Here is a 26,564-nt window from a genome sequence, read left to right as displayed (position 1 = left end):
CATGGGCGAAGCCTAAGAGCCGGGCGCCAGTTGACAAGAGCGGATCACCACATGCCCTGAGGAGCCGCCGCCTGCGCCGGCCCACCTTAGGGTTGTCCCATAATTGATCTTCGAGCCGTCTCGGGCATGGCGGGCCGCCGTACAGCCGGCCGCCCTATCCGGCGAGGGCGAGGTTGTGCATCCGGGCGATGCCGAGCATGGCGTGGTGGACACCCTCGCCTTTGAGGCGGCAGTCACGGAGGACCTTCCAGGTCTTCATGCGGGCGAAGACGTGCTCGACGCGGGCGCGGACCTGCTTGTGGGACTTGTTGTGTTCCTCTTTCCAGTCCGGGAGTTCGGTCTGGCCGCGCTCGCGGCGGTGCGGGATGACCAGTCCTGTGCCCGGGTAGCCGCCGTCGGCGATCGTGAGGGTCTTGCCGACGGCGGCCTTGGCGCCGGATTCCTCCCATGCCTTGCAGTCGTTGCGGTTCCCGGCGAGCGGCCGGCCGACTATGACGACCAGGCGACTGTCGGCGTCGATGACGACCTGGTGGTTGGTGGAGTACCGGTAGGTCTTGGACCGCTCGGCGATGGTGTGATCCCGGGTGGGGACCAGGGCGCCGTCCACGATGAGCACGGTGTCCTTGGCGAACCGCTTGCGGGGCTGGAGGGCGAGCATCGGCCCGAGATGGTCGATGATCCGGTCGGCCGCTGACTTGGACACCCCGAACAGCGGGGCGAGCTGGCGCATGGTCAGGTTCGTGCGCCAGTACGTCGCGACCAGCAGTGCTCGGTCCTCCAGCGGAAGGCTCCACGGCCGGCCCTTGCGGACCGCGTCCGCACCCTCGCGCCGCAGAACCGTCACCAGCTTCCCGAAAGCACGCGGGCTCAGCCCGGTGAACGGGGCTATCCAGGACGGCTCCGACGCCGTGATCACACCAGCCACACCAAGATCATCTCAGTTGCCGACGCTGCCCCATGTCCTCGATCCTGTGTGCTCGGAAAGCAGGGAGGGCACATGGGACTGGTTCTTTTCCCGGGCGACGGAGACACCAGCAGTCCGGATGTCTCCTGGTCCTACAGCGGCTTTGCCGCGTTCCGGCGGCGTCTGGCCGAGGCCGAAGGGTTCGTCCTCTCCGAGATGTGGGGCTTCGGCGGCGAGCGCCCGTGGAGTGAGGTGTCCACCGCTCTGGAACCCCTCCTCGATCATCCGGATGACGGCGGTGACGAACTCTCTCCTGCCGAGTGCGCGTCGATTCTGATCCGGCTGGAGGCGATCACCCGCCAGTGGACACGGGAGGGCAGCGACCAGTTCCTCCAGCAACACATCGAGGACGCCCGCCACCTGGCGGGCGTCCTGCGGCTCTGCATCGAGAAGGACGTCCCGCTGGTCTTCCTATGAAGCCCACCGACCACGGAACCCACTTACAGGACAGCCCTTAGCTTGTTCTTTTTCTTCCGGCCTCGAACGGTGTCTCGTACTGGGCCGCTCACCTGAGGGTTTGCCGGACGTGGGGGCGGCCTTCGTCTGATCCTGTGCTCCGACCAAGGTGCACGTGACCAAGACGAAGGCCGTGAGGGTGAGTCTGCTGCCTGATGTTGTGCGGAGGGATGCGTTCGCGGAAGCGTCACGCTTCCGGGCGGAGTGGTACGCGTGTCTGACCGCTCGGCGCGACGCGCTGTTGTGCACGGACGGGCCGGTGCGGACGCTGGTCGACCTGGCGCTCGCGCCGGAACACCGCCGCGGTCACGGTGCCCTCTACAGCGGCCTCAACGACGGACGGATCGACGTGGCCCGGCTTCGTCGCGCGCTGGCTGGGGCGCCGTTGCCGAGGGCTGCGGACGGCCGGATTGTGCTGGCTGCGGACGTCTCGCCGTGGCTGCGGCCGGACGCCAACACCTGCCCTGACCGGTCCTTCTGCCACACCTTCGGCCGAGGTGAGGGCAAGCACCAGATGATCCCGGGCTGGCCGTACTCGATCGTCGCCGCGCTGGAGACCGGTCGGACATCGTGGACGGCAGTGCTGGACGCGGTCCGCCTGGAGCCAGGCGCGGACGTCGCCGCAGTGACCACGGTCCAGATCCGCGGGCTGGTCGAGCGGCTCATCGCCGCCGAGCAGTGGAAGCCGGGCGATCCGGAGGTCCTGGTCGTGCTGGACGCCGGATACGACGCACCCCGGATCGCCCACCTGCTGCACGACCTGCCCGTCGAGATCCTCGGCCGGCTCCGCTCCGACCGTGTGATGCGCCGGCCCACACCACCGCGGGTCTACGACCCCAAGGGCGGCCGACCGCCCAAGCATGGCGGCGAGTTCGTCTTCGGCGACCCCACCACCTGGGGCACCGAGCAGGCCGAGACCGTCACAGACACCCGCCTCTACGGCAAAGCGACCGCGCAGGCGTGGGACCGGCTGCACCCGAGGCTGACCCGGCGGGCGGCCTGGCTCGACCACGACGGACCGCTGCCCATCATCGAGGGCACCGTCATCCGCCTGACCGTGGAGAAGCTGCCCAGTGGCGGGGTGAACAAGCCGGTCTGGCTGTGGTGGTCGGGCACCGCCGCCACCGCGAACGACGTCAACCGCTGTTGGCAGTCCTTCCTCCGCCGCTTCGATCTCGAGCACACGTTCCGCCTGTTCAAGCAGACACTCGGGTGGACCAGGCCCAGGCTCCGCAGTTCGGAGGCGGCCGACCGGTGGACATGGCTGGTGATCGCCGCCTATGCCCAGCTCCGGCTCGCCCGGTCACTGGCCACCGATCTCCCGCGGCCCTGGGAGAAGCCGGCCGAGCCGAACAAGCTGACGCCCGCCCGGGTCCGCAGGGGGTTCAGAAACCTGCGTGTGAAGACCGGCTCCCCGGCCGGTGCACCGAAACCGTCCCGTTCCGGCCCCGGTCGACCGCTCGGCTCGAAGAACCGCCACCCAGCCACCCGGCACGACGTGGGACGTGTCCTCGCCACCGGCGAGGCATACAGCCGCCCCGCACACCACAAGAAGGGAACCAAGCCCCGCCGAACCCAATAGGCGAGCACCAACCGCCCATACGCTGCCACGATGCACCCCATGGACGTCGAGAACCTCAGCGGGCTTCAAGTGGACCGCGCGGACCCATCGGAGTGGGCCGCGTTAGCCAAGATCGATTCCGTCGCGGCAGCAGGCGACCACACACGACGGGACAGCATCCGGCACTGGTGCGAACAGGGTGTGGTCCTCATGGCCCGAGACTCATCCGGACCTTTGGGCTACAGCGTGCTGGAATACACCTTCTTCGAGCAGGGCTTCGTCACCATGCTGACGGTCGCCCCCAGCGCCCGCCGACGAGGTGTGGGCGCACGTCTCCTCACGGCCGTCGAGACCGTATGCACCACCACGAAACTGTTCACATCAACCAACGTCTCCAACCATCCCATGCAGCAACTACTACAACGCGCCAGCTGGCACCCCGTCGGTCTGCTCCACGGCCTCGACGAGGGAGATCCCGAACTCTTCTACCTCTGCCCGAGCACTCGACTCCGCGACGCCACAGCCACCGGAGGTTAAAAACAACAAGCTCAGCGAGCGGCGAACGTCGCTGCCCGACATCGACCTCGATGTGGGATCCGAGCGGCGCCTTAGGTGTATGACGCGATCATCGAGCGATTCGGCAAGGAGCGGACCGCGGTCACCGGGATGCCCGAGACCTACCGGGCCCGGCACGCCCTGCGCGACACCGGCCTCGCCCTCGGCATCCCACCCCAGGTGATCGGGGACGTCGCCAAGAGCTTCCCGCACATCCGGGCCCGCGACATCCGCAGCGCCCTCGCCGAACTGCCAGAGCTGCGCGAACTCGCCGGTCGAGCGCCTCAGTTCGGGCCGCTGTGGGAGCTCGGAGGGCCTGGACGCGCTGCCGCACGCGTACGCCATGCACCCCTGCGGGGTGATCATCTCCAACGCATCACTGCTGGACCGCGTCCCCGTGCAACCCACCCCGGCCGGCTACGCGATGTTGCAGGCCGACAAGGAGGATGTCGAAGACCTGGGCCTTCTGAAGCTCGATGTACTGGGCGTGCGGATGCAGAGCTCGATGGCCCACGCGGTCACCGAGATCCGCCGGGCCACCGGACGCGTGATCGACCTGGACAACCCCGACCACGTCGACCTCGACGACCCGCTCGCCTTCAAGCTCATCCAGGCCTCCGACACAGTGGGCCTCTTCCAGCTCGATTCTGTGTCAACTCCAGCTGTGTTGCATTCCTTACTTCACCGCCTTCCCGGTCCCGCACCCTCGCGTGGTGAACTGACCCTTGGTTGGCGTGATCGTCACCGTGATCGTCTGCGCGAACGTTGCAAACTGCTTGTGCGTGATGCCCCGCCCTTCGTCGTCCGTCCTTGAGGGCGTAGTAGGCCGACTTGGACCAATCCAGTACCCGGCATACGGGCCCGACCTCGAAGCCGCTGTCCTTCAGCCTGTCGATCACCTGGTCGCGTGAGGAGGCCCCGCTTCAGGGGAGGATCGAGTCGACGTAACCGCCGTCGACGCGCAGGGCGCCGCCGGTGGTAGCCGAGGCCTGATCCGAGCTGAGGTAGACAACCATGTTGGCGATCTCCTCCGGCTCGATCAGCCGCTGGAGCAGGGACTGTGGTCGGTGCTCCCGCATGAAGGCGCGCTGGGCCTCCTCCCAGGGCAGGTTGCGGTCGACGAGTTGGTGGACGAAGTCCTCCACGCCTTGCGTGTGGGTGGGGCCCGCGATGACGGAGTTCACCGTGACGCCGGTGCCGGCGGCCTGTTTGGCGAAGCCCCGGCTCACGGCGAGCAGGGCGGTCTTCGACATGCCGTAGTGGATCATCTCGGCGGGGGTGACGATCGCCGAGTCGCTGGCGATGTACTGGACGCGGCCCCAGCCGCGTCCGGTCATGCCCGGCAGGAGGAGACGGGTGAGGCGCACGGCGGCCAGGACGTTCACCTCGAAGTAGCGCCGCCACTCCTCGTCGCTGATCTCCAGGGGGTCGGCGGACTCGAAGATGCCGAGGTTGTTGACGAGGATGTCCACCTGGGAGAGGGCGTCCACGGCCTTCCGGGCGCCCTCTTCGGTGGTCACGTCGGCGGCCACCGGCACCAGCTCGGCGCCGGGCACCTCGCCGCTCAACCGGTCCACGGTCCGCTGCACCCGCTCGGCCGAGCGACCGTTGACGCCGACCCGGGCGCCGGCGCGGGCCAGACCTGAGGCGATCGCGGCGCCGATTCCCTGGGTGGAGCCGGTCACCAGAGCGGTGCGGCCCTTCAGATCAATCTGCATGTCGTTCCTCCAAACCTTTCGTGTGGGGGGGAGGGATGGAGTACCCGCGGGCGGTCGACCCACGGGTGGTACGGAGTACCACCACTCATACAGAACAAGGTGCTCCGGGACACCGGTACGCGCCGGGAGGCCAGAGGCGCGAACCATGGTGCCGGAGTGCGTTGAGGGCGCACGGGAGCGGTGGCCGCTACGCAGGGTTGTCGTCAAATCGCTCTGGGTAATGCGAAGTTGACGACGGGAACCACCCTGGGAGGGCAGCAGGGATGACGGTGAAGGGTCTGGACACCGCATGGCGGCCCGTCGTCCGTCTCTCGGGAGCGCCGTACATACGAGCGCCGTACATACGCGTCCGCTGACGCTGTCGCCGTCCCGGCCTGCCCCTCTGGCGCCTCGGCACGTGTGCCTGTCTGCGCGTTTCCGGCCGAGCCCCCGTATCAGGCGTCCCGTCCACCGATCCTGTGGAGATCCCTCATGGTGCATGCGCGAAGTCGTCCCGTGTCGTCCTCACGGCCGTCACGCCGCGCCCGGCTGACGATCCCTCTTCTCATCGGCGCGCTCCTGTCCACCGCCGCTCTCGCCGACGCCACACCCTCGGCGAGAGCGGCGGCCCAACTCTGCCCCGACGAGGGGCACTCGGCGCCCTCCGACTGGACGCTCACGTCCACCGAGCCGTCGAACGATCACCACGCCTACGCGGCCAACGGCTATCTCGGGCAGAGCCTGCCGCCCACGGGCTCCGGCTATTCCGTCTCGGAGCGGGACACCGGCTGGCCCCTCAAGACGCCCCGCTACGACGGTGCGTTCGTGGCCGGCTTGTACGCACACAACAAGCGAACCGCCGAGGACCGCCACGTCATCGCGGCGCTCCCGACCTGGTCGGGGCTGACCGTCACCGTCGGACGGGAGACCTTCGGCCCGGCGACCCCCACCGACCGGATCTCGGACTACCGGCAGACCGTCTTCCTTCGCTGTGGCCTGGTGCGCACGTCACTGATGTGGACCACCACCGACGGCCGGGCCACCGACCTGGTCTACGACGTCGTCGCCGACCGCAAGTACCGTCACGTCGGCGCCGTACGGCTGTCCGTCACCCCGCGCTGGAGCGGCACCGCGAGCATCACCGACCTCATCGACGGCCGCGGAGCGCGACGGATCTCAGCCACCGGGGACGAGCCCGGCGGATCCGTCGACGACCGGATCGCCGTGGCGTTCCGGACCGACGGCACCGACGTGGACGGGGCGGTGGTGTCGACCCTGCGCCCCGACCAGGGCGTTGCGGTGCGCGGCCGGTCACATGGCGGCGAAGGGCTGACGGCCCACCAGTCGGCGACGGTGCCGGTGCGCGACGGGCGCTCGTACGCGTTCACCAAGTTCGTCGGCGTCGACACCGAGCTGACCTCCCGCCGGCCCGCGCAGAGCGCCGCCGAGGAGTCGGCGCGGGCCGCGGAGCGTGGCTGGGAGCGGCTGCTCGGACGACACGTCGCCGAGTGGGAGCAGCTGTGGAGCGGCGACATCGAGGTGAACGGCCGTCCCGAGCTGCAGAGATGGCTGCGCTCCAGCCTCTACGGACTGCTGGCGAACTCCCGGGCCGGATCGCCCGACAGTATCGCCCCGGCCGGTCTGACCAGTGACGACTATGCGGGCCTGAAGTTCTGGGACGCCGAGACCTGGATGTTCCCGGGCCTGCTGGCCTTCCGGCCCGAACTCGCCCGGTCGGTCCTGGAGTACCGCTACCACACGATGCCGGCCGCCCGGCGAAACGCCGTCGCGCTGGGGCACCGCGGTCTGTTCTTCCCGTGGACCAGCGCCGGCAAGGGGGACCTCAAGTCGGAGTGCCACAGCGTGGAGCCGGATCACTGCCGCACCCAGATCCACCTCCAGGCCGACATCGCCCTCGCCGCCTGGCAGTTCTACCAGCAGACCGGCGACCGGCAGTGGCTGCGCGAGCGGGGCTGGCCGCTGCTCAAGGGCATCGCCGGGTTCTGGGAGAGCCGCGTGACCCGCAACAGCGACGGCAGCTACTCCATCAAGAATGTCTCCGGGCCCGACGAGTACAGCAACTACAAGAACGACGCCGTCTACACCAACGCGGCTGCCGCCATCGCGCTGCGCCATGCCACCCGTGCCGCCGGCGTCCTCGGCGAGCGCGCACCGGACAGCTGGACGGCCATCGCCGACCGGCTGCGGATCCTGTACGACAAGGAGGCGAAGGTCTTCCGGCAGTACGACGGCTACAAGGGCGACCCGATCAAACAGGCCGACGCCGTCCTGTTGATCTACCCCCTCGAATGGCCCATGTCCGAGGAGGCGGCCGCCAACACCCTCGACTACTACGCCGCCCGCTCCGACCCGGACGGCCCCGCCATGACGGACTCGGTGCACGCGGTGGACGCGGCGGCCATCGGCAAGCCCGGCTGCGTCGCCCACACCTATCTGATGCGGTCCATCCGGCCCTTCGTACGGGGCCCGTTCGCGCTGTACTCCGAAGCGCGCGGGGAGCGGGCGGCCGGCGCCGGTGATCCGCACGCCGGGTTCCCCGCCGAGGACTTCCTGACCGGGAAGGGCGGCTTCGTGCAGGTCTTCACCCACGGGCTCACCGGGCTGCGCACCCGCTCGGACAAGGTGCACCTGGACCCGATGCTCCCTCCGCAGCTGTCGGAGGGCGTCACGCTCAAGGGCCTGCGCGCGCACGGCAGGACGTACGAGGTAGCCATCGGCGCCGAGGAGACGCGGGTGCGGCTGATCCAGGGGGAACCGTTCGAGCTGGAGACCCCGCAGGGCACGCAGGTCGTCAGCTCCGCGGTGCCCGCGGTCGTCAAGACCCGCCGCCCCGACCTGGAGCCGACGGACAACGCGGCCCGCTGCCGGCCGGCCGAGGCGACCTCGGAGCAGCCCGGCCTGTATGCCGAGGCTGCCGTGGACGGGGACGGGACGACGTACTGGTCGCCCAAGGCGGCCGAGGCCCACCTGACCGTCGACCTCGGGCGCACGGTGCGCGTCTCCAAGGTCTCGGTGGCGTGGTCCGACATCCGGCCGGCCTCGCACCGGCTGCTCGCCTCCGTCGACGGCGAGAACTGGCGCGAGGTGACGCCCGGGGGCGCCGCCCGCTTCGTGCGGGTGGAAGTGCGGGCGGCGGATCCCGCAGACGACGGGAAGCGACCGGGAATCAAGGAACTGAGGGTCGTTCAGGAACGGTAATCCAGAGGTTTAATGCAGGGGTAATTCCCTAGAGTAGATAAATGGCTGTGCGCCCCGGCTTTTCGAGTCGGGGTGCGCAGCCATTTCCATTTTTCCGCCATTTTTTTCCGGTGCGGGGCGGGGCATGCGACAGCGCGCGAATTCATGCCCCGGCGCATGGAGTTCACGCCTCGGGTGCACGGAAATATTTGTCATCTCATCTCAGTAGTAGCCCCTTCGAGGGAACGTGGCGCCCGGCTATTTACGGAATTGCCGGTCGGCTCCTCAATGGAGAGACCCCCCCAATTTCCTGCGCCATCGCGCCATCGATTTCCGGCAATCACGCCGGAGGAGAGAGAGGCAACGGCATGAGCAAGTACGACGTCGACGTTCTCATCGTCGGAAGCGGTCCGGTCGGGGCTACTTTCGCGCGGAAGCTGGTGGATGCGGGACACCATGTCCTGATGATCGACGCCGGTGCGCAACTCTCCGGGACCTACGGAGAGCACCTCAAGAACAGCTTCCTGTACCAGAAGAACGTGGACCTGTTCGCGTCGGTCATCCGCGGGCATCTGCATCCGCTGTCCATCGCGAAGGACGACTCCCCGGTGGTCACCCTCGACCCGTCCTCCTTCTCGTACGACTCCGAGGAGTGGCCGGGATTCGTCCTCAACAACCAGAACCCCGAGCAGAAGAAGCGCGACAACCTCGGCGCGTCCGCGGCCACTTATGCCGTCGGCGGTATGGCCACGCACTGGACCTGCGCCGTACCGGAGTTCCACGCCACCCTGGAGCGCACGTACAACGGCGAGGCCTACCCCATCGACGCGACCACGATGGACAAGCTCTACAAGGAGGCGGCCGGTCTCCTGCACAGGTCCGAGGCGGTCTTCGCCTCCTCGGCACGCCACCTGCTGGTCCGTGAGGTGCTGCACCGCGCGAAGTTCACCGACGTGCGGGAACTGCCGCTCGCCGTCAGCGCGCGCCCCGACCAGGCGAAGTCCGATGCCGTGCACTGGAGCGCCGCGGACACCGTGCTCGGCCCGCTCGCCGACCCCCGCCACACGCCCACCCAGGGCTCCTTCCGGCTGCTGCCCGAGCACCAGTGCACCAGGCTGGAACTCACCGACGACGGCAACGGCCAGCAGCGCGTGACGGGGGTGAAGGTCCGCAACCTCCGCGACCTCAACGAGAAGGTGACGATCAACGCCGAGGTGTACGTCGTCGCCGGCAACCCGGTGCTCACCCCGCAGCTGCTGTTCGCCTCGGAGCTGCGGAGCGAGTCGAACGGGCGCTACCTGACCGAGCAGCCGATGGCGTTCTGCCAGACCGTGCTCAAGCAGTCGATCCTCGACGACGTCGTCACCCTGCTGGAGAAGTACCCCGACGCCAAGACGCGGGTGAAGGAGTACATCGACAAGCAGAAGCAGAAGCAGCAGGAGAAGACCCCGGGCGCGGACCCCGTGCCATTCCCGAAGGGCGAGCTGGAGCCGAACCTGTGGATCCCGGCCGTACCGGGGCAGCCCTGGCACTGCCAGATCCACCGCGACGCCTTCAGCTACGGCGAGGTGCCGCCCAACATCGACAGCCGGCTCATCGTCGACCTGAGGTGGTTCGGGATGTCCCGGCCGCGGCGCAGCAACCGGGTGACCTTCAGCCGCGACATCAAGGACACCTTCGGCATGCCCCAGCCGACGTTCCACTTCGAGCTCACCAAGGAGGAGCGGGCCGACTGCGGCAGGATGATGGACCACATGATGCGGGTCGCCGCCCAGCTCGGCGGCTTCATGCCCGGATCGGAGCCGCAGTTCCTCACCCCGGGCCTGCCGCTGCACATCGCGGGCACCACGCGGATGGGCAAGAACGAGAAGACGAGCGTCGTCGACCCCAACTCGCAGGTGTGGAAGGTCAAGAACCTCTTCCTCGGCGGCAACGGCCTGCACCCGTTCGGCAACGCCGCCAACCCCACGCTGACCAGCGTCGCCATGGCGCTGCAAGCGGTCGAGAAGATCAAGACGATCCTGCCGAGCTCCTGAAGGCATAGGGGAGGGACGACCATGACACCGATCAGGCTGCCCGAGACACACTTCGGCATCACACCGACCTGCTGGACCAACGACGACTTCCCGCTGCTGGGCGACGACATCCCCTTCGAGCAGTGCGTCAGCGAGATCAGGCTGGCGGGCTTCGAAGGGTGCAGCATCGGCCACAAGTTCCCCACCGACGTGGACGCGCTGAACACGGCGCTCGCGCTGCGCGAACTCAGCGTCACCGAGCCGTGGGTGAGCACGTTCTTCACCGTGCCCGGCATGCGCGAGCCGACCATCGCCGCCTTCCGGGAGCGGATGGACTTCCTCGACGCGATCCAGGGCCCGGTGAAGACCCGGAGCATCGGGGTGGCCGAGTTCGGCAACTCCATCCACCTCATGCCCATCAGCCTCAGCAAATCCAAGCCCGTGTTCACCGAGGACCACTGGAGGGCGCTGACCCAAGGGCTCGACGAGATCGGCAGGCTCGCCAAGGAGCGGGACTTCCAGCTGGTCTACCACCCGCACATGGGCACCGGGGTGCAGACCCAGGACGACGTGGACACGCTCATGCGGCGCACCAACGCCCAGTACGTCCATCTGCTGCTGGACACCGGCCATCTGCACTGGGCTGGCGGCGACCCGGTGGCGGTGATCAACGCGCATGCCGACCGCATCCGGCACGTACACCTGAAGAACATCCGCCCCGCGGTACGCCACAAGCCCGGGTTGGCCTCGGCCGGCTTCGAGGAGTTCGTCAGGGCGGGCATCTTCACGGTCCCGGGCGACCGGACCGGAGACGTCCCCTTCCCGGCCGTCCTTAAGGCCCTGGAGTCCAAGCAGTACAAGGGCTGGCTGGTCGTCGAGGCCGAGCAGGACCCGCACGGCCGGCGACCACCGCTGTACTACGCCAAGCTGGCCCGCGAGTACCTGAGGAAGGAGCTGGGGAGGTGACCGTACACGCCACGCCGAAGTTCACCGAGTCGGTCATCGACGCCGACCCCCGCGACGGCTACTTCCTCCAGGCCGTCGACATCGACGGCGACGGCCGCCCCGACCTGGTCGCTTCCGGTCTCAGCCGCGGCGAGGTCGTCTGGTACCAGAACCCGTCCTGGACGAAGCGGACCATCGTGTCCCTGACCGGCCGCAAGCCCGTCGCGCTGGACACCGAGGACCTCACCGGTGACGGTCTGCCGGACCTCGTCCTCAGCCACGACTACGGCAACTGCATGTTCAACTGCGGCCCCCGGGACGGCAAGATCTCCTGGCTGCAGAACCCCGGCGCGGGCAAGTGGGACGCCCCGTGGACCCGCCGGCACGTGGCGGACCTGGTCGCCACCCACCGGTTACGGCTGGGCCACTTCACCACCGACCGGCGTCTGCAGCTGGCCGCCTTCCCGGTGGTCGGTCCGCAGGGCGGCGAAGCCGGCGTCCACTCGCCCGTGCACGTCATGCTGTACGACCTCCCCGACGACGTGCTGACCGCCGAGACGTGGCCGGGCCGGGCCGTGGACACCTCGCACTTCACCGTCGTGCACGGTGTGGTCTCGGCCCGCTTTCCCGGCACCCCGCGACCGGACCGGGAGTCGTTCCTGCTGGCCGGCGGTGAGGGGATCAGCTGGCTGGGCCCCGGTCCCGGCGCCGCGCCGGGCAGCCCCTGGCAACACGTCACCCTCGGCACGGGCGTGCCACCGCAGAAGTCGCCGGAACTGGGCCGCTATTTCCAGGGCAGCGGCAACCTCGCGGTCGGGCGGATCGGCGGGCGGTCCTGCGCGGTGATCGTCACGCTGGAGCCGTTCCACGGGAACACCGTCGCGGCCTACGTGCGGCCCAACGGCACCGCCTCGCCGTTCGCCAAACCGTGGCGGCGCAAGGTACTGAAGGTCTTTGCCCATCCCAGCGCCCAGTACGACGCCGTAGGACATCACGTGGTCGTGGCGGACTTCGACAACGACGGGGACGACGAGTTCCTGATCGGCATGCGGGGGCCCGCTCCGGCGCAGGGCGTCTGGTACTACAAGCTCGACGCGCAGGGGAACACGCTCATCGAGCAGCAGGTCAGCACCGAGTCCACCGCCCGCATCGCCGTCGCGGACTTCAACGGCGACGGCAGGCTGGACTTCGCCATCACCGCCTACGACACGGTGGGCTACTACCGGACCAAGGACCCGAAGGTACGCCTCTACACCAACGCCTTCGCCTGGCCCGGCCCGGTCACACCCTCACCCAGCGGAGACGGCTGAGCGGCCCATCCGCGGCGGGGGCGGTCCCCCGCCGCGGATGTCGCTGGGTCCCCGCGATACGGGTTCTGCACCCAGCGTGATCAAGTCACCGTCTGAGTAGCGCCTACGCCACGCTCTCCGGCGCGTTCGGCGAGCAGCCTTGCCACGCACTGCTGGCCGCGTCGCACGGAATCTGCGCCCCTGCTGTGAGCACGGTCAACGAGTCGAGGGCCGGTGTTGGACGGGCAGCACTCGAACAACGCCATCGCTGTCGGCTGCCTCGCGCAGTGACGGCTGCGGGGCGGGGCCGGACGGTGTACTTCGCGAGGTGACGCAGGACCCGCAGGATCGTGGTGGTGGACGTGCTCGTGATCCGGTGCTCTGCTGCCCGCCATGGGCTGTCGGGGTGTTCGCCGGAGTCGTGTTCCTCCACGGAGGCCTCTGGTGAGGGCTGGACGTCGTCGGTCTGACGGTGCCACCAGTCGACGGTGTCTGGCTCGCCCAGCGCCAGGAGGTGGAGGTAGAGGCAGTACGCGGCGGCGCCGTGGCCGGCCCCGGCGGCGTACTGCCACCAGAAGCGGGCCCCGTCGCTGGTGTCGGTCAGCTCCAGGACGCAGGCGAGGACCAAGTCGCTGCGGGGTTCGGGGAGCTGGTCGGTGACGAAGTCGGCGACGTGGGTGGCGGAGGTGTGCGTGAGGAGGGTTGGACATCCACAGCGCGCCGATCAGCATCGTCACTCGCGGCCCTTGAATGAACGCTGCTGGCTCCGTTGCCGCGACGCCGGTGGCATGGGGCTCGTGTCTGTTCCACCTCTTGATCGTTAGGCCACTCGTTCGGTCCAGGGGCTACGGGTGGAGAGTCGGGCGTGGAGGTCAAGAATGTGCACCATGCCTACCGGCGGCGCGTGGTCCTGCAAGGTGTTGATCTGCGGCTTCGGGCCGGGACGCTGTGCGGAATCGTCGGGGAGAACGGCGCCGGCAAGTCCACGCTGCTGAAGATCCTCTCTGGTGAGTTGCGGCCCACACGCGGCATGGTCCGCCATGATGGCCGGTTCGGGTACTGCCCTCAGCACGTGGTGCTCAATGACGCGCTGACCGTCCGGCAGCACCTGACGTTCTTCCAGACGGCGTACTGCTTGGCCGATGTGCGCTACGCCGAGGAGATCATGGAGATCCTGGGCTTTACCGGATACGCCGATGAGCGGGTAGGGGTGCTCAGCGGTGGCACGCGGCAGAAGCTGAACGTGACGCTGGCGCTCATGCACGATCCGCAGGTACTTCTTCTGGACGAGCCGTATCAGGGCTTCGACTGGGACACCTACCAGCGGTTCTGGGACCTGGCCGGGCGGCTGCGGGACACGGGACGCTCGGTCCTGGTCGTCTCTCACCTGGCGTACGACACGGAGCGTCTGGATGAGTTGTGGCGCCTGGACGCCGGGATGCTCCGGCAGGATGAGGCGGTCGCCGCGTGAGGTTTCACCTGATCCGCTTCGCTGTGGCCACCCGGTTCACGCTGGTCGAGCACGGCCGCAACCGGTTCGCCCTGGTCCTGGTCGCCTTGTTCGTGCCGCTGTGGACCTTCCTGGCGTTCACGGTGCTTCCGCAGACCCCGGCCCCGATGCGGCTTCACGCCACCGGAGAGGCGCTCTCCCCGCCCGGCAACGAGTTGACCGCGATCAGCGGTGCCCTCAACGCCGTCACACTGATCACCGGTTTCATGATGTTCGCCGCCACGTACTCCGGCAGCCGTTTCGACCGCCGGCTGGCCATGGCCGGCTACCCCCGCGCCCACCTCGTCCTGGCCAAGGTCACCGCACTGGCTCTGGTCTCAGCGGTGGTCGCCGCCTACGCCACCGCCATCGCCTGCCTGACCTGGACACCCCGCCAGCCCCTCCTGCTCGCCGCCGCGCTGTTCTGCGCCGCACTCATCTACGGCGCTCTGGGCGTCGGCTTCGGCTCCGTGCTGCGCCGCGAGGTCGAGGGCATGTTCGCGATCGTCATGACCAGCATCATCGACCTTGTTCTGCAGAACCCGATCATGAGCTCCGGGTCCGACAACCCACTCCTGCGCTACCTGCCCTCCTACGGGGCCATGCAGGCCGGCACGGCGGCCGGATTCTCCACCAGCCCGGTACCGGGCTGTCTGGCCATCCAGCTCACCTGGTTCACCGGGGCCGCCCTCATCGCCCTGCTGGGCTTCCGCCGCGGTACCGGCACCGCCCTGCCCACAACGGCCCAGATCCCAGGTTCCGGGTCAGGAAGCGGCAAGGCCGTACTTCCCGCACCTGGCCGAGCTCTCGCGCCATCGGCCGCCGTGCCCGACACAGAAGCACACTGAGGTCCTGGATCCCGATATGCGCGCCAAACCGCAGCCCGCCGCTGCAGACCTGTACGTTTCCACGCATGCGCGGCTCGGGCGGACCCCCGCCCGGCCCCTCACCGGTGAAGAGTCCCGGCTGCGGACGGCGTACCGGCTGTGCCACCGCATCACACGCGTGCACGACCCCGGAATTCACGCCCTCTTCCAGCTGGTGCCGGCCGCCCTGCGCCCGGCCTGCTGGGCACTGTGGGCGGCAGCGAGCGTCCTGGACGACCTGGCCGACCAGCGGGATGTAGACCCGGCCGAGCGTGAGGCCCGCGTCAAAGCGTGGTCACAAGCCTTGCAACGCGACCTGGCGGCCGGCACCAGCACGGACCTGGTCCGCCACGCCCTGGTGGACACCGCCTTGCGGTGGCGTCTGGACCTGCCCGACCTGCAAGGTGCCGTGAGCAGCACCGTCGGCGACGTCCGCGACCGGCGCTTCGCCGACTGGGCCGAGTGGCGTGCCTGGTGCGAGGCGCTGGTGCCCTGGGTCGACCATGTACGGCACCTGTTCGAACAGGCCGGGGCGCCGATGACGCTGAGGCTGGACCGGCACAGGGACTACAAGCAGTTCATCGACGGGGCCCAGCTCACCGACATCCTCACGGACCTGAGCGCCGACCTCGCTCACGGGCTCCTGCTCCTGCCTCAGGAGGCTCTGGACCCTTTTCCCGACGCGGAAGAGGATCTGCGGCACAGGCGCTGGAGCCCGGCCGTTGCGGCCTTGATCGCAGAACTGACGGACCTGGCCCGCCAATGGGTGACCAGGCCCGCCATGACCACGGGCATGCACCCGGGCGCCGCCAACATGCTCGACACGGCGGCCTGCCTGCTGCGCGCCCAGCTCGACGCTGTCGACGCCGGCCCTGCCCTGCTGAAGCGGCCCCCGCGCCTGTCCGTCGTGACCCGCACTCGCATCTTCGCCCCCGCCCGCCTCCGCGCGGGCCTGGCCTGGAGCCTGACCCCCCTCACCGTGCCGGGGCCCCGACGACCCGAGGTGACCGCGCACGTTCCGCGCCCGGCAGCCGAGAACACCGCCCGGCGAACCCCGCCACCACACCCAGGCGGCGCCCGGCCCCCGCAGATCGCCGCCGATCAGATGCCCGCCCACGTGGCGGTCATCATGGACGGCAACGGCCGCTGGGCCCAGCAGCGCGGCCTGCCCCGCCCCGAAGGTCACCATGCCGGCACCGCCGCCGTCCACGAGATCGTCTGCGGCGCCCTGGACATCGGCCTGCGCCACCTGACCGTCTACGCGTTCTCCACCGAGAACTGGAAACGCGACACCGACGAAATCACCACCATCCTGGAAGCCATCCGGCACGACCTCGACGAAGGCCCCCTCCGCGACCTCGACGTACGCCAACGCTGGCTGGGCCACCCCGACAAACTCCCCCAGGAACTCGTCCAAGCACTCCAGCGCGCGGAGCGCCGCACCCACACCCGCGCCGGCCTGACCCTCACCATGTGCATCAACTACGGCGGCCGCGACGAAATCACCCGCACCGCCGCAGCCCTCGCCCAAGCAGCCCGAGCAGGCGACATCGACCCCCACCACATCAGCGAGGACGACTTCGCCCGCCACCTGCCCCACCCCGACATGCCCGACGTCGACCTGCTGTGGCGCACCGGAGGCGAACAGCGCACCTCCAACTTCCTGCCCTGGTACGCCACCTACGCCGAACTGCACTTCACCCCCGCCTACTGGCCCGACGTCGACCGGCGTGACCTGTGGCAGGCCATCACCGAATACAGCCGACGCCAACGCCGCCACGGCGCCGCCCCTCTCGTTTCCCCGAAGAGCACCGACCGCTCCCCACGTCCAATCTGACTGCCGGCGCTGACGAAACCGGGCCCGGCGAAATGCACACCAGCGGGAAGCCTGGAGATCCGGCAGTTGTCGTCACGGCCAGCACAACTGCAGATCCGGACTGGCTGCGGGACGGACCTTACGGGGCGATAGGACCGTTGCGGGTGTGCCGACAGGACGTAGCCGGTGGCGGAGAGGTTGGACAGGCCGAAGAGCTCCCCCAGCCGGACGGGGTCGGCGCTGTGGCTTCGTAACTGACGTGCGGCTCTGGTCCACTTCTTGTGGTCGCGTACGCAGCGTGACTGTCGGTCTTCGTGTGGCGGCGGTTGAGGTCGCCCGAAAATCGCCCGGCCGGAATGCGGTGTGGTCGACAGTGCTGCGCCGTGAACGAAGTACGGCCGCAGCTGGATGAGTTGCTGTTCTCCTCAGTGGAGGGCGTGTTCGTAGAGTCGGTCGAGGTGACCGACACGAGTGTCCGGGTCGAGGCCCGGACACCGTCAGGCGGGCGGCCTGCCCGGGATGCGGGTGCTTGTCGGGCCGAATACACGGTTCGTACCTGCGATTTCCCCGTGATCTGCCAGCGGTCGGCAAGTTCGTCGTGGTGTCGTTACGGGTGCGTCGATTCGTCTGCGCGGAGGACTCCTGTCCGCGCAAGACCTTCGCCGAGCAGGTGCCCGGGCTCACCCGCCGGTTCGGCCGGCGGACCGAGCGACTGCGAGCGACTTTGATCTCGGTCGGTCTTGCGCTCGCGGGCCGGGCCGGCGCCCGGATGACGGACGCCTTCGGGGCGCCGGTGAACCGGAACACCCTGCTGAGACTGATCGCCTCGCTGCCGGACCCGCCTACCGCCACGCCCCGCGTGGTCGGCGTGGACGAAAACGCCCAGCGAAAGGGACACATCTACGGAACTGTGCTCGTCGACGTCGAGACACGTCGCCCGGTGGACCTCCTGCCGGACCGGGAGGCGGACACGCTGGCGGCCTGGCTCGCCGAACAGCCCGGCATCGAGATCGTCTGCCGCGACCGTGCGCCCTTCTTCGCCGAAGGCGCCACCCGCGGTGCCCCACAAGCCCTCCAGGTCGCCGACCGATGGCACCTCTGGCACAACCTGTGCGAAGCCGCCGAGAAATGCGTCTACCAGCATCGCGGCTGCCTGCGTCCCGTTCCAGCCCCGGCGGACCAACCGCAGGAGAAGGCGGAGCCGGCTGCGTCATCGCCCTGGCCGACGGGCCACCGTTTCGCCGAACGCACCCGCGCCAAGCACGCCACCATCCACGCGCTCCTTGACGCCGCACACAGCAAGCGGTCCGTCGCCCGGCAACTCGGCATGACCCTCAACACCATCCTGCGCTTCTCCCGCGCCACCACCCCGGAGGAGTTGTTCACCGGCCAGTGGCAAAGCCGAGCGACCAAACTCGATCCCTACAAGCCCTACCTCGACCAGCGCTGGCAGGAAGGCTGCACCAACGCCTGGAAACTATGGGAAGAGATCAAAGAACAGGGCTACCCACGCGGCTACGGCAGCGTCCGCGACTACGTCAGCAGGACACTTCGCGGCAAGCCCCAGCCCGTCGGGCCACGGCCGCCATCTGCCCGAGCCGTCACACGCTGGAGCCTCACCCACCCCGACGCACTGAACGAGAACGACCGACTTCACCTCAAAGCCGCCCTGGCCAACTGCCCCGAACTCGCAGCACTCGCCGAGCACGTGCGCTCCTTCGCCCACATGCTCACCCACCTGCAAGGCGACCAACTACCCGACTGGATCGCAGCGGCGACCGCGACCACCGAACTGCCCAGTCTCCGCCGATTCGCGCAGCATCTCGAACGCGACATCGACGCCGTCATCGCCGGCCTCTCACAACCCTGGAACTCCGGCGTCGTCGAAGGCCACGTCAACCGGATCAAGATGCTCAAGCGTCAGATGTTCGGTCGCGCGGGCTTCGAACTCCTCCGCAAGCGCGTCCTGCTCTACGCATAGATCCCAGGTCAGGAGTCGTCCTCAACGAGTCCAAAACCATCAGGGAAGCCCTCCAAGAACTCGCGGCGCGAAGGATCGGCCTCCTCTGCAGCCATCGAACCGAGTAGGTCGATGAACTCGCTTCGCTGATCACTCGACAGCTGAGTCACCAGATGAGCGACACCCTCCAAGACCTTGACCGCGTCATCCGGATCCATCTGCTCGTCCTCGCACCCCTCAACGAACCAGAGGACACCGACCAAAGCCTCAGCCAGAGCACGGGTCAGCGACGGGTACACAGGCATCGGAATGATCTCCCACCAGGCGGCTGATAAAGCGCGGCCATCTCACCACATGCCACTGACATCACTGTCGGTGAGCCATCCACAGAAAGTGGACCAGAGCCCCAGTAGTGATGGCGCTTGTCGATGAGTTTGGGAGGCGCCCCGTTCCACGGACGGGTGGTGTTGATGAGTTTGGGAGGCACCGGTCTCTTGCCAGGGCAGCATCGGGATGCTCCTGGTGAAAGGTGCTGGTCATGCTGCGGATGCCGAAGGTCGCGCCTCCTGCGGCCGGCTCGGGTCGGCCCCTGCCCTACCCACCTCGGTTGCAGCCGTCCACGGCCCTGGCGTGCGGCACGGCGGCGCCTGCGTGACCGACCCTCTGGGCGCGCCCGCGCCCGGCCTCCACAAGCGCCGCCCGTCCGGAGCGTTCAGCTGCCGACGCGCGTGTAGGTGAGGAACACCGCGCCGCTCTTGAGGACGGTGTGGTCTGCGAGTGTCCAGGTGCGCGGGTCGAAGGCAGCCTTGCGGGAGAACAGCGGAATCCCGTCGCCGATGGTCAGCGGGCCGACTTTGAGGATGAGCGTGTCGATCTCGGCGTACAGGGAGCCCGCGAGCTCGGCGCCGCCCAGCAGCCAGATGTCCTTGCCATCCTGCTGCTTGAGTTCGCGCACGGTCGCCACCGGGTCGTGGGCGACCAATTCGACGGCCGGGTCCGGGCTCTCGGTCAGGGTCCGGGAAAATACCAGGTGCCGCAGGTGGGGATAGGCGTCGGTGATGCCAGCCGCAAGACCGATCTCGTAGCTGTGCCGCCCCTCCAGCACGGTGTCGAAGTGCGTGCCCTCCGCGGTGACGGACAGTGCCTGCCGGGCCTGGACGGGCAGCGTCTCCGGGTACTCGGCCACGAGGTGCTGTATGTAGTCCTCAGGTATGGGCCAGAAGCCGTTGGGACCGGTTGGGTCCCCGCCGTCCGGGCCCGCGATGAAGCCATCGAGAGTGGTGGCGATGTAGTGGACGAGTCTGCGCATGCCGGGTCCCTTCCGTTGGTCGCGCTGCGCCCGGCACTGCCGGGTGGCGTGCCAAGGTGCGAGGCCGTTAGTGATCATGGCATCCGTCCAACGGACGCGAGCACCGTACCGTCAAACTCGTCAAGATTCGCCCGCGCGCCTGGGCTCAACTGCTGCCCAAACCAGCCGACGGCCGCTGCCACTTGAAGTGGACAAAGCCAGCCGGGAAGTCTGGTCGGCGTCCGTGGGGCCGTGTGCCCTTTTTCGTCGACGCTCCGGAGGACTTCTCGCCGTGTCCGGTGTCCGCTCGCGTTCGTATTTCCTGGGCCTGCTGCCGCTTCCCGAGCGCCAGGCCGTCGCCCGTGCGCTGCGCACCGAGACCGTCGGCGGGCTGGTTCTGCTGGTGGCCGCGGTGGTGGCGCTGGTGTGGGCGAACAGCCCGTGGAGCGGGGCGTACGAGCAGATACGGGATTTCCGTTTCGGGATACCGGCCCTGGGCCTGGACCTGTCGGTGGGGCACTGGACGGCGGACGGGCTGCTCGCGGTGTTCTTCCTGGTCGCCGGGATCGAGCTGAAGCGGGAACTCGTCGTCGGCGAGCTGCGTACTCCCGCGACCGCGGCGCTGCCGGTGATCGCCGCGGTGTGCGGAATGGCCGTACCGGCAGCCCTGTACGCCGCGACCGCCTCGGCGGGCGGGGGAAGCCTGCAAGGGTGGGCGGTGCCGATGGCCACCGATATCGCGTTCGCCCTCGCCGTCCTGGCGGTCCTGTCCACCCACCTGCCGGCCGCGCTGCGCGCGTTCCTGCTGACCCTCGCGGTCGTCGACGACCTCGGCGCCATCGGCGACATCGACCGTCTCGTACTGCTCGTCCGGGTCGTCAAACAAGAGCGAGGCCCTCGACCGTGACAAGCTCAAGCTCCGTGCCAGGGGAAACGAGCTCAAGAGCCTGCCCAGCCGTCCACCAGAAGTGGAAATCATCCCCAGCATTGGACTCGGTCGCACCCACCCGCACTCCTCCTGCACCACCGACGACACGCCACAACCTACTTCGGTGAGACCGCAGCCCGGACCAACAAGCACAGCCGAAGCTGACACGTGATCGGCCATGGCCGGGAGCGCACGGCGGACGCCGGACACGACAGCGGCGAGAAGCGGAGTTGGGGCCGCTCACCACCACCGCGACCTGGGAGAGGCGCTGCGTCAATGCTGGATTTCGCAGGCTCACGTAGGGCGCTGCGCTCCCAGGGCTCAGATGCGTTGCTCAGTGTTGTGGCTCAGAGGGGCAGTTCCGACTGTTCAAGACCGCCGATGAAGGCGTCGTAGGCGCTGGTGGTGAAGAGCAGCGGTCGCTGGTCGAGGTTCTTGGAATCGCGGAAGCAGACGACTTGCGGCAGGAAGGCAACCTCCACGCAGTTGGTGCCGCCGCCGCTGTGCCTGCTCTTGACCCAGGTTGCGGCGTTGATCTGCTCCAGGAGCCTTGCGTGGTCGATGCGGGTCTTGCCGTTCATGCGAGGTCCTTGGCGATTGAAGTGAGCAGGCTGACGGAGGCTCGGCGGGTCTGGGCTTCGGTTTTCAGAAGGTCGCCCGTGGTGCGGTACTGCTCGACACTGATCGCCTGGTTCATGTGGAGGACGCCTACCGCGAACTGTGCGCGGCGTCCTCGCTTCCGATCGCCTTTGGTGAACGCCTCAGCGACGCGAGCGCGGCCCGGGGACTGCTGGAATTGGGGCCGGCCGCGTTCACGTTCGATGTGGCGTGGTGCGGCGGTATCACCGAAGCCTGCACCTGGATGGCGCTGGCCGAGCAGGCCGGCGTGCCGGTCCACCTGCACGGGAGGGCGTTCCTGCCCGCCCTGCACCTGGCCGCGGCCTTCCCGCACGTGGCCGGGCCGGTGGAGTACCAGGTGGTCTGGGAGCCGAGGCGGCAGCGATCCCTGTCGGGCACGGTCGTGCCGGTAGACGGCTGGGCTGCACTGCCCGAGGGCCCGGGGCTGGGGCTGGAGGTGCGCTGCTGATGGCACCGGCGACCTGCCGGTTACCGGCACGCAGCAAGAACGCCGCGGCCGCACCCATCTGTTCGTCCTTGATGAGCGACTGACGGGCCACGCCACCTTCCTCACGGCGACCCTCGTCCTTGGTGACGCCCCGGTGCCGTGCCTACTTCAGGTACGGATCCTCACCTTCGACGACGTCACCGTCCTGTCCCCGCTGCCGGGCCAGGAGCTGCCCGCAGCCTCCGACGGGCAGGCCTTCACCGGCACGTTGATGCTGCCGCACGGATGGCGGCCGCCGGTGATTCCCGAGGACTTCGCCCGAGCCGCCGCGGCGGCGGGCATCGACACGGACGCGTGGAGCGAGCCGGAGGCCCGCCAGTTGCTGACCTTCCTCGGGGAAGCCCGGGAGGGCGGCCCGGTGCGAGCGCAGCGGATCAAGGCGATCATCACGGCCCTGGCGGAGACGCGGTGAACGCCGCCCGCGTGCGGCTGGTGAGCCTGGACGTCGGCTACACCCTTGGCGCACCCACCGGGACCACGATCACCCAGCGGCTGGCCGCGCTCTCCCCCCTGCCCCGAGAGCAGGCGAAGCAGCTGGTCCAGCAACACCTGCACCACGTCTCACCCGAGGACACCGCCGCGATCCGGGCGCTCTGCCAGGCCCTGAAAGTGGATCCTGGGTCCTTCCCGTACGAGCACCGGCCTCAGCCCTTCGCCCTGTGGCCCGGCGCCCGCGATGCGGTCGCCCGGATCGCACGCCACGTGCCGGTGGTCACCCTGTCGAACGTCACGTACTGGGACGAACACGATTGCGACCTGGCGGGACTACTGGCACCGCACCTCGCCGGCCACTACCCCTCCTGGCGACTCGGGTTCGCCAAACCCGATCCGCAGGCTGTACTGACGGTGGCCGCCATCCATGGCGTGCCGGCGTCCGAAGTCCTGCACGTAGGCGACAACTTCGCCTGCGACGCAAGGCGCTCTCGCCGCCGGCGCACAGGCACTGTGGATCACCTCAGCTACGCCAGACCATACGGCCCGGCGCCTGCTGGCCGCCCATCCCAGACGGGTGCACACCGTGCCCGACCTGGACACCGCGGTCACCCACATCGAGCGGGCCGCCAAGGCCCCGCCCCCACCAGAACAAGGGAAAACGTCATGAGCGAGTTCGCTGACACGGCCCCCTACTACGCCGCCTACCGGCCCGGCATCCCCGAGGCTGCCGTCCGTCTCCTCAGCCAGACGGTCGCCGCCAAGCAGCACCCGGTCCTCCTCGACCTCGGATCGGGCACCGGGCAAGTGCCCGCCGCCCTGCACGCTGCCTTCGCCGAGATCGACGTCGTCGAACGAGACCCCGGCATGCTCGCGGAAGCCGACAAGGCCCTGGCTCAACTGCCCGACACGACGGTTCGTCTGCACAACAAGCCGGCCGAGGAGTTCGTCCCGCCCCACGCCGACTGGGAGGCAGACATGGTCACCGTCTGCCGCGCGTTTCACTGGATGGATCAGCCGGCCGTGCTGTCGCTGCTCGACGGATGTACGGCCAAGGACGCCGCTGTCGTCGTCATGGGGGACGGCAGCCTCTGGACGGCCCGCTCGGCCTGGACGGACGCCCTGCGGTCCCTGATCCAGGAGTACACCGGCAGCGAACGCCGGGCGGGCAAGGACAAGACCTACGCGGCCCACGACCGCCCCTACCGGGAGATCCTCGCCGAGTCCGCCTTCGCCGACGTCGAGGAACACGCCATCCCCGTCGAGCGGCCCTGGACCCCCGAGGCGGTGGTCGGCTACCTGTACTCGACGTCCTTCGCCTCCCGTCCCCTGTTCGGCGACCGCGTGAAGGAGTTCGAGGAGCGGGCCCTCGCCCTGCTGACCGAACACGCCGACGCGGACGTCCTGATCGAGCACGCGCGCTTCGACGTCCTGATCGCCCGCCGCCCCTGATCCCTCGTGACGCCTGCGGGCGGGGACCCCACCGGTGTCCCCGCCCGCCTCGTATCACTGCCTGGAGGTTCACCATGCCAGTTCCCGCCCCGCTCACCCGGAACGAACTGCACACCTTCGTCGCCGACGGCGTCCTGATACGCCGCGGCATGATCCCCGCCCGGCTCCTGCAGCCCGCCGCCCACCTCGTCGACGCGTGGATGCGCGAGCACTACGACCCCACCCGGCTGACCGCGTACACGAACCAGACCTTCGCCCCCAACCTGGCCGGCCATCCGGACCTGCTCGGCCTGTTTCACGACAGCGGGCTGCACGAGCTCGTCACCCAGCTCCTGCACCCCTCCCCCACCGCCCCCCTCGCCACGGCCCAGATCCAGATCCGGTTACCGTACGGCGCCGAGCAGCCGGTCAAAGCGATGCACGTCGACGGAGTGTCCTGTCCCCATCTGCACCCCCAGGACCTCAACACCTTCACCCTGATCGCCGGCGTCGTCCTGTCCGGCAGCGCCACCGGCGACGCCGGCGCCCTGCACTATCTGCCCAGCGGCCACAAGCGCATGGCCCGCTACTTCGCCGAGGAATGGACACGCGGGCAGGCTGTGCAGACCCCGGACGACGTCGCCCGCCAGGAGGGCACCGCGCTGACCGCGCGCCCCGGCGACGTCATTGTGATGCACCACCTCGTGCCGCACTGCGCCGGCATCAACACCAGCCCGGTGCCCCGGGTGATGGCCTATTTCCGCATCAGGCACACCGACCACTCCCGCCTCGCCGAGGCCGCCCTCACCGATCCGTGGCTGGAGTATCCCGGCCTCGCCGCCCTGGCCGCCGAAACCCGCCCCGGCTCCTGACGCCGAGAGTTGAGCGGAGACCTGATGGACATCCTGACCACCAGCCAGCTCGACACGGCAGCCGAACTGCTCACCGGCGGCGCCGTGGTGGCCGTGCCCACGCCGCGCTGGTACATGCTGGCCGCCCGCGCCGCCGATCCGGCCGCGGCCATCCTGCGCATCAAGCAGCGCCCCGAGCGCAAGCCGCTGCTCCTCCTCCTCGATGACCTGCCCGCTGCCCAGGCGCGCTTTCTGCTCAGCACGGATGCGTGCGCCCTCGCCCGACACCTGTGGCCGGGCGAACTGGCACAGCGCTTGCCGTGGCGGGCGGACGCTGCCCGGCTCCCCGCCATCGGCACCCCCGCGCTCGTCGGCTGCCCCGAGGGCATCCTCGGACAGCTGCTCCGCCTGACCGGCGAGCCGCTGTCCGCGGCCGCGTGCAGCATCTCCACCCCGGCCGCCACGGCGGACGACCATCCCACGCTCACCACCAACCACGTCGCCTCGTTCAACGCGCAGACCGGGGGCCAAATTGCCGCCGTCGTCGACGGCGGGATCTGCCCGCAGGCACGGCACATGACGATCGTCGACTGCCCCCACGACCAGAGCGCCCCGCCTGCACCGCGAAGGAACCGTCCATCCCCGTGCCGTCGCCGCGGCCCTGACCGAGGGAGCATCAGATGTGGGCTGACCTGGCCCGTGCCGCCGCTCAAGCCGTGCCCGACACCTCGGTGGCCGACGTCGCCGACGCCCTGGACTATCTGTGCCTCGCTCAGCTCTACCTGCGGGACAACCCGCTCCTCGAGCGTCCCCTCACCCGGGCCGACATCAAGCCCCGCCCGGCCGGGCACTGGGGCGTGTGCCCGCCCGTCAACCGCGCCCTCGCCGCCCTGGGACCCCTGCAGAAGACGGTGCCTGGCACCCACGACGTCCTGGTTCTGCACGGCGCAGGCCACGCAGGGCCGTCCGCACTGGCCCACGCCTATCTCACCGGCCGCCTCGGCGCCGCCCACCCCGACCTCACCCACAGCGCCGAAGGCCTGCACACGCTCGTGACCGGCTTCCCCACCGACCTCGGCGGCGAGATCACCCCTCTCATCCCTGGCCAACCGCACACCGGCGGGCAGCTCGGCCCCGCTCCCGCCATCGCCCAGGGCAGCGTCCTAGACGCCCCCCATCGCCTGGCCGTGGCGCTGATCGGCGACGGCGAATGCGAGACCGGCACCACCGCCTCCGCCTGGCTCGCAGCCCGCGCCCTGGCCGGCACCGGCCGCCACGGCACCGTCCTGCCCGTCGTTCTCCTCAACGGCCAGCGCATGGGCGGCCCCAGCCTGCTGTCCACGCTCACCCGCCCCGAACTCGATGCCTACTTCACCGGCTTGGGTTACCGCCCCTTTTACAGCGACGGCCACAGCACCGCCGACCTGCGCCGTGCCCTCACCGACGCCCTCGATGCCGCTCGCCCTCTCGGCGCGCCCGCCCCGGGCAGCGTTCTCGTCCTGACACTCGACAAGGGGCACGGCGCTCCCGGCTGCGTCGCGGGCCGTCCGGTCGCCGGGACCCCTGCCGTCCACAAGACGCCGCTGCCACGGCCGGCGCAATGCCAGGAGGAGTTCACCGCTCTTGAACGGTGGCTCACCTCCTACCAGCCCGAGCGCCTGCTGACCGCAGACGGCCGCCCGCGCCCCCCGCTGCTG

Annotated in this window: 21 protein-coding genes and 5 pseudogenes; 20 read left to right on the top strand and 6 right to left on the bottom strand. The window is 69.2% G+C overall.

Annotation, left to right across the window (positions count from 1 at the left end):
- Positions 1-154: 154 nt before the first annotated feature.
- Positions 155-925, bottom strand: coding sequence for a transposase (locus tag P1P75_RS21765; protein ID WP_319257832.1), 771 nt, complete (start codon positions 923-925; stop codon positions 155-157).
- A gap of 72 nt (positions 926-997) precedes the next feature.
- On the opposite strand from P1P75_RS21765, the gene P1P75_RS21760 reads away from it, so the two are divergent.
- The 4 genes and pseudogenes from P1P75_RS21760 to P1P75_RS21745 form a co-directional block, all read left to right on the top strand.
- Positions 998-1,381, top strand: a complete 384-nt coding sequence (locus P1P75_RS21760; RefSeq protein ID WP_319257830.1) for a hypothetical protein — start codon at positions 998-1,000, stop codon at positions 1,379-1,381.
- Between the two features lie 178 nt (positions 1,382-1,559).
- Entirely contained in the window at positions 1,560-3,002 is a 1,443-nt protein-coding gene (locus tag P1P75_RS21755) for an NF041680 family putative transposase (RefSeq protein WP_319257834.1), read from the top strand.
- A 39-nt stretch (positions 3,003-3,041) separates the two neighbouring features.
- Positions 3,042-3,518, top strand: coding sequence for a GNAT family N-acetyltransferase (locus P1P75_RS21750; protein WP_319257828.1), 477 nt, complete (start codon positions 3,042-3,044; stop codon positions 3,516-3,518).
- Positions 3,519-3,528: 10 nt separating this feature from the next.
- Positions 3,529-4,350, top strand: a pseudogene (locus P1P75_RS21745) (hypothetical protein); the annotation flags it as partial.
- A gap of 109 nt (positions 4,351-4,459) precedes the next feature.
- Here the strand turns inward: P1P75_RS21745 and P1P75_RS21740 are convergent.
- Positions 4,460-5,254: an SDR family oxidoreductase gene (locus P1P75_RS21740; RefSeq protein WP_319257826.1), complete on the bottom strand. Its 795-nt coding sequence runs from the start codon at positions 5,252-5,254 to the stop codon at positions 4,460-4,462.
- A 495-nt stretch (positions 5,255-5,749) separates the two neighbouring features.
- Between P1P75_RS21740 and P1P75_RS21735 the strand changes: the two genes are divergently transcribed.
- The 4 genes from P1P75_RS21735 (at position 5,750) to P1P75_RS21720 (ending at position 12,701) form a co-directional block, all read left to right on the top strand.
- Positions 5,750-8,452 carry a discoidin domain-containing protein gene (locus P1P75_RS21735; protein WP_319257824.1) on the top strand — a complete coding sequence of 901 codons (2,703 nt, stop codon included), beginning with the start codon at positions 5,750-5,752 and terminating at the stop codon, positions 8,450-8,452.
- Positions 8,453-8,799: 347 nt separating this feature from the next.
- The gene (locus P1P75_RS21730; RefSeq protein WP_319257822.1) at positions 8,800-10,467 is read left to right on the top strand and encodes a GMC oxidoreductase; all 1,668 of its coding nucleotides are present in this window, start codon (positions 8,800-8,802) and stop codon (positions 10,465-10,467) included.
- Positions 10,468-10,488: 21 nt separating this feature from the next.
- The gene (gene iolE / locus P1P75_RS21725) at positions 10,489-11,412 is read left to right on the top strand and encodes a myo-inosose-2 dehydratase (protein WP_319257820.1); all 924 of its coding nucleotides are present in this window, start codon (positions 10,489-10,491) and stop codon (positions 11,410-11,412) included.
- Positions 11,409-12,701, top strand: a complete 1,293-nt coding sequence (locus P1P75_RS21720) for a VCBS repeat-containing protein (RefSeq protein ID WP_319257818.1) — start codon at positions 11,409-11,411, stop codon at positions 12,699-12,701. The genes iolE and P1P75_RS21720 overlap by 4 nt, the downstream gene beginning before the upstream one ends.
- Positions 12,702-12,804: 103 nt before the next feature.
- Here the strand turns inward: P1P75_RS21720 and P1P75_RS21715 are convergent, their stop codons facing one another.
- Positions 12,805-13,308 carry a hypothetical protein gene (locus tag P1P75_RS21715; protein ID WP_319257816.1) on the bottom strand — a complete coding sequence of 168 codons (504 nt, stop codon included), beginning with the start codon at positions 13,306-13,308 and terminating at the stop codon, positions 12,805-12,807.
- A gap of 237 nt (positions 13,309-13,545) precedes the next feature.
- Here P1P75_RS21715 and P1P75_RS21710 point away from each other — a divergent pair, with 237 nt between their 5' ends.
- The 4 genes from P1P75_RS21710 to P1P75_RS21695 all read left to right on the top strand — a co-directional run bounded on the left by P1P75_RS21710 (position 13,546) and on the right by P1P75_RS21695 (position 18,832).
- Positions 13,546-14,151 carry an ABC transporter ATP-binding protein gene (locus tag P1P75_RS21710; RefSeq protein ID WP_319257814.1) on the top strand — a complete coding sequence of 202 codons (606 nt, stop codon included), beginning with the start codon at positions 13,546-13,548 and terminating at the stop codon, positions 14,149-14,151.
- Positions 14,148-15,017: an ABC transporter permease gene (locus tag P1P75_RS21705; protein ID WP_319257812.1), complete on the top strand. Its 870-nt coding sequence runs from the start codon at positions 14,148-14,150 to the stop codon at positions 15,015-15,017. Before P1P75_RS21710 ends, P1P75_RS21705 begins: the two co-directional genes overlap by 4 nt.
- A gap of 16 nt (positions 15,018-15,033) precedes the next feature.
- Positions 15,034-16,872: a polyprenyl diphosphate synthase gene (uppS, locus tag P1P75_RS21700; RefSeq protein ID WP_319257810.1), complete on the top strand. Its 1,839-nt coding sequence runs from the start codon at positions 15,034-15,036 to the stop codon at positions 16,870-16,872.
- 508 nt (positions 16,873-17,380) lie between these two features.
- On the top strand, positions 17,381-18,832 hold the full coding sequence (locus P1P75_RS21695; RefSeq protein WP_319257808.1) for an ISL3 family transposase: 1,452 nt from the start codon (positions 17,381-17,383) through the stop codon (positions 18,830-18,832).
- A gap of 8 nt (positions 18,833-18,840) precedes the next feature.
- Here the strand turns inward: P1P75_RS21695 and P1P75_RS21690 are convergent, their stop codons facing one another.
- Together P1P75_RS21690 and P1P75_RS21685 are read right to left on the bottom strand one after the other, a co-directional pair.
- Complete coding sequence (locus P1P75_RS21690; RefSeq protein WP_319257806.1) at positions 18,841-19,116, bottom strand: hypothetical protein; 276 nt, start codon at positions 19,114-19,116, stop codon at positions 18,841-18,843.
- Positions 19,117-19,523: 407 nt separating this feature from the next.
- On the bottom strand, positions 19,524-20,120 hold the full coding sequence (locus P1P75_RS21685; RefSeq protein WP_319257804.1) for a dihydrofolate reductase family protein: 597 nt from the start codon (positions 20,118-20,120) through the stop codon (positions 19,524-19,526).
- 271 nt (positions 20,121-20,391) lie between these two features.
- Between P1P75_RS21685 and P1P75_RS21680 the strand changes: the two are divergent.
- A pseudogene (locus tag P1P75_RS21680) lies at positions 20,392-20,940 on the top strand (Na+/H+ antiporter NhaA); the annotation flags it as partial.
- A gap of 434 nt (positions 20,941-21,374) precedes the next feature.
- Here the strand turns inward: P1P75_RS21680 and P1P75_RS21675 are convergent.
- On the bottom strand, positions 21,375-21,608 hold the full coding sequence (locus P1P75_RS21675; protein ID WP_319257802.1) for a DUF397 domain-containing protein: 234 nt from the start codon (positions 21,606-21,608) through the stop codon (positions 21,375-21,377).
- Positions 21,609-21,724: 116 nt separating this feature from the next.
- Between P1P75_RS21675 and P1P75_RS21670 the strand changes: the two genes are divergently transcribed.
- The 7 genes and pseudogenes from P1P75_RS21670 to P1P75_RS21645 form a co-directional block, all read left to right on the top strand.
- On the top strand, positions 21,725-22,114 hold the full coding sequence (locus P1P75_RS21670; RefSeq protein ID WP_319257800.1) for an enolase C-terminal domain-like protein: 390 nt from the start codon (positions 21,725-21,727) through the stop codon (positions 22,112-22,114).
- Between the two features lie 133 nt (positions 22,115-22,247).
- Positions 22,248-22,565, top strand: a complete 318-nt coding sequence (locus P1P75_RS21665; protein ID WP_319257798.1) for a hypothetical protein — start codon at positions 22,248-22,250, stop codon at positions 22,563-22,565.
- Positions 22,448-23,008, top strand: a pseudogene (locus P1P75_RS42070) (hypothetical protein); the annotation flags it as partial. The gene P1P75_RS21665 and the pseudogene P1P75_RS42070, both read left to right, overlap by 118 nt.
- Before the next feature lie 243 nt (positions 23,009-23,251).
- Complete coding sequence (locus P1P75_RS21660) at positions 23,252-24,037, top strand: class I SAM-dependent methyltransferase (RefSeq protein ID WP_319257796.1); 786 nt, start codon at positions 23,252-23,254, stop codon at positions 24,035-24,037.
- A gap of 74 nt (positions 24,038-24,111) precedes the next feature.
- Positions 24,112-24,888 carry a phytanoyl-CoA dioxygenase family protein gene (locus P1P75_RS21655; protein ID WP_319257794.1) on the top strand — a complete coding sequence of 259 codons (777 nt, stop codon included), beginning with the start codon at positions 24,112-24,114 and terminating at the stop codon, positions 24,886-24,888.
- 24 nt (positions 24,889-24,912) lie between these two features.
- Positions 24,913-25,407, top strand: a pseudogene (locus P1P75_RS21650) (Sua5/YciO/YrdC/YwlC family protein); the annotation flags it as partial.
- Between the two features lie 140 nt (positions 25,408-25,547).
- Positions 25,548-26,564: pseudogene (locus P1P75_RS21645) on the top strand (phosphoketolase); the annotation flags it as partial.

Origin of the sequence: Streptomyces sp. ID05-39B, assembly GCF_033794725.1 — a bacterium.
GTDB classification, from domain to species: domain Bacteria; phylum Actinomycetota; class Actinomycetes; order Streptomycetales; family Streptomycetaceae; genus Streptomyces; species Streptomyces bobili.
The sequence above is the reverse complement of the archived record's forward strand: the minus strand, read 5'-3'. Positions and strand labels throughout refer to the sequence as shown.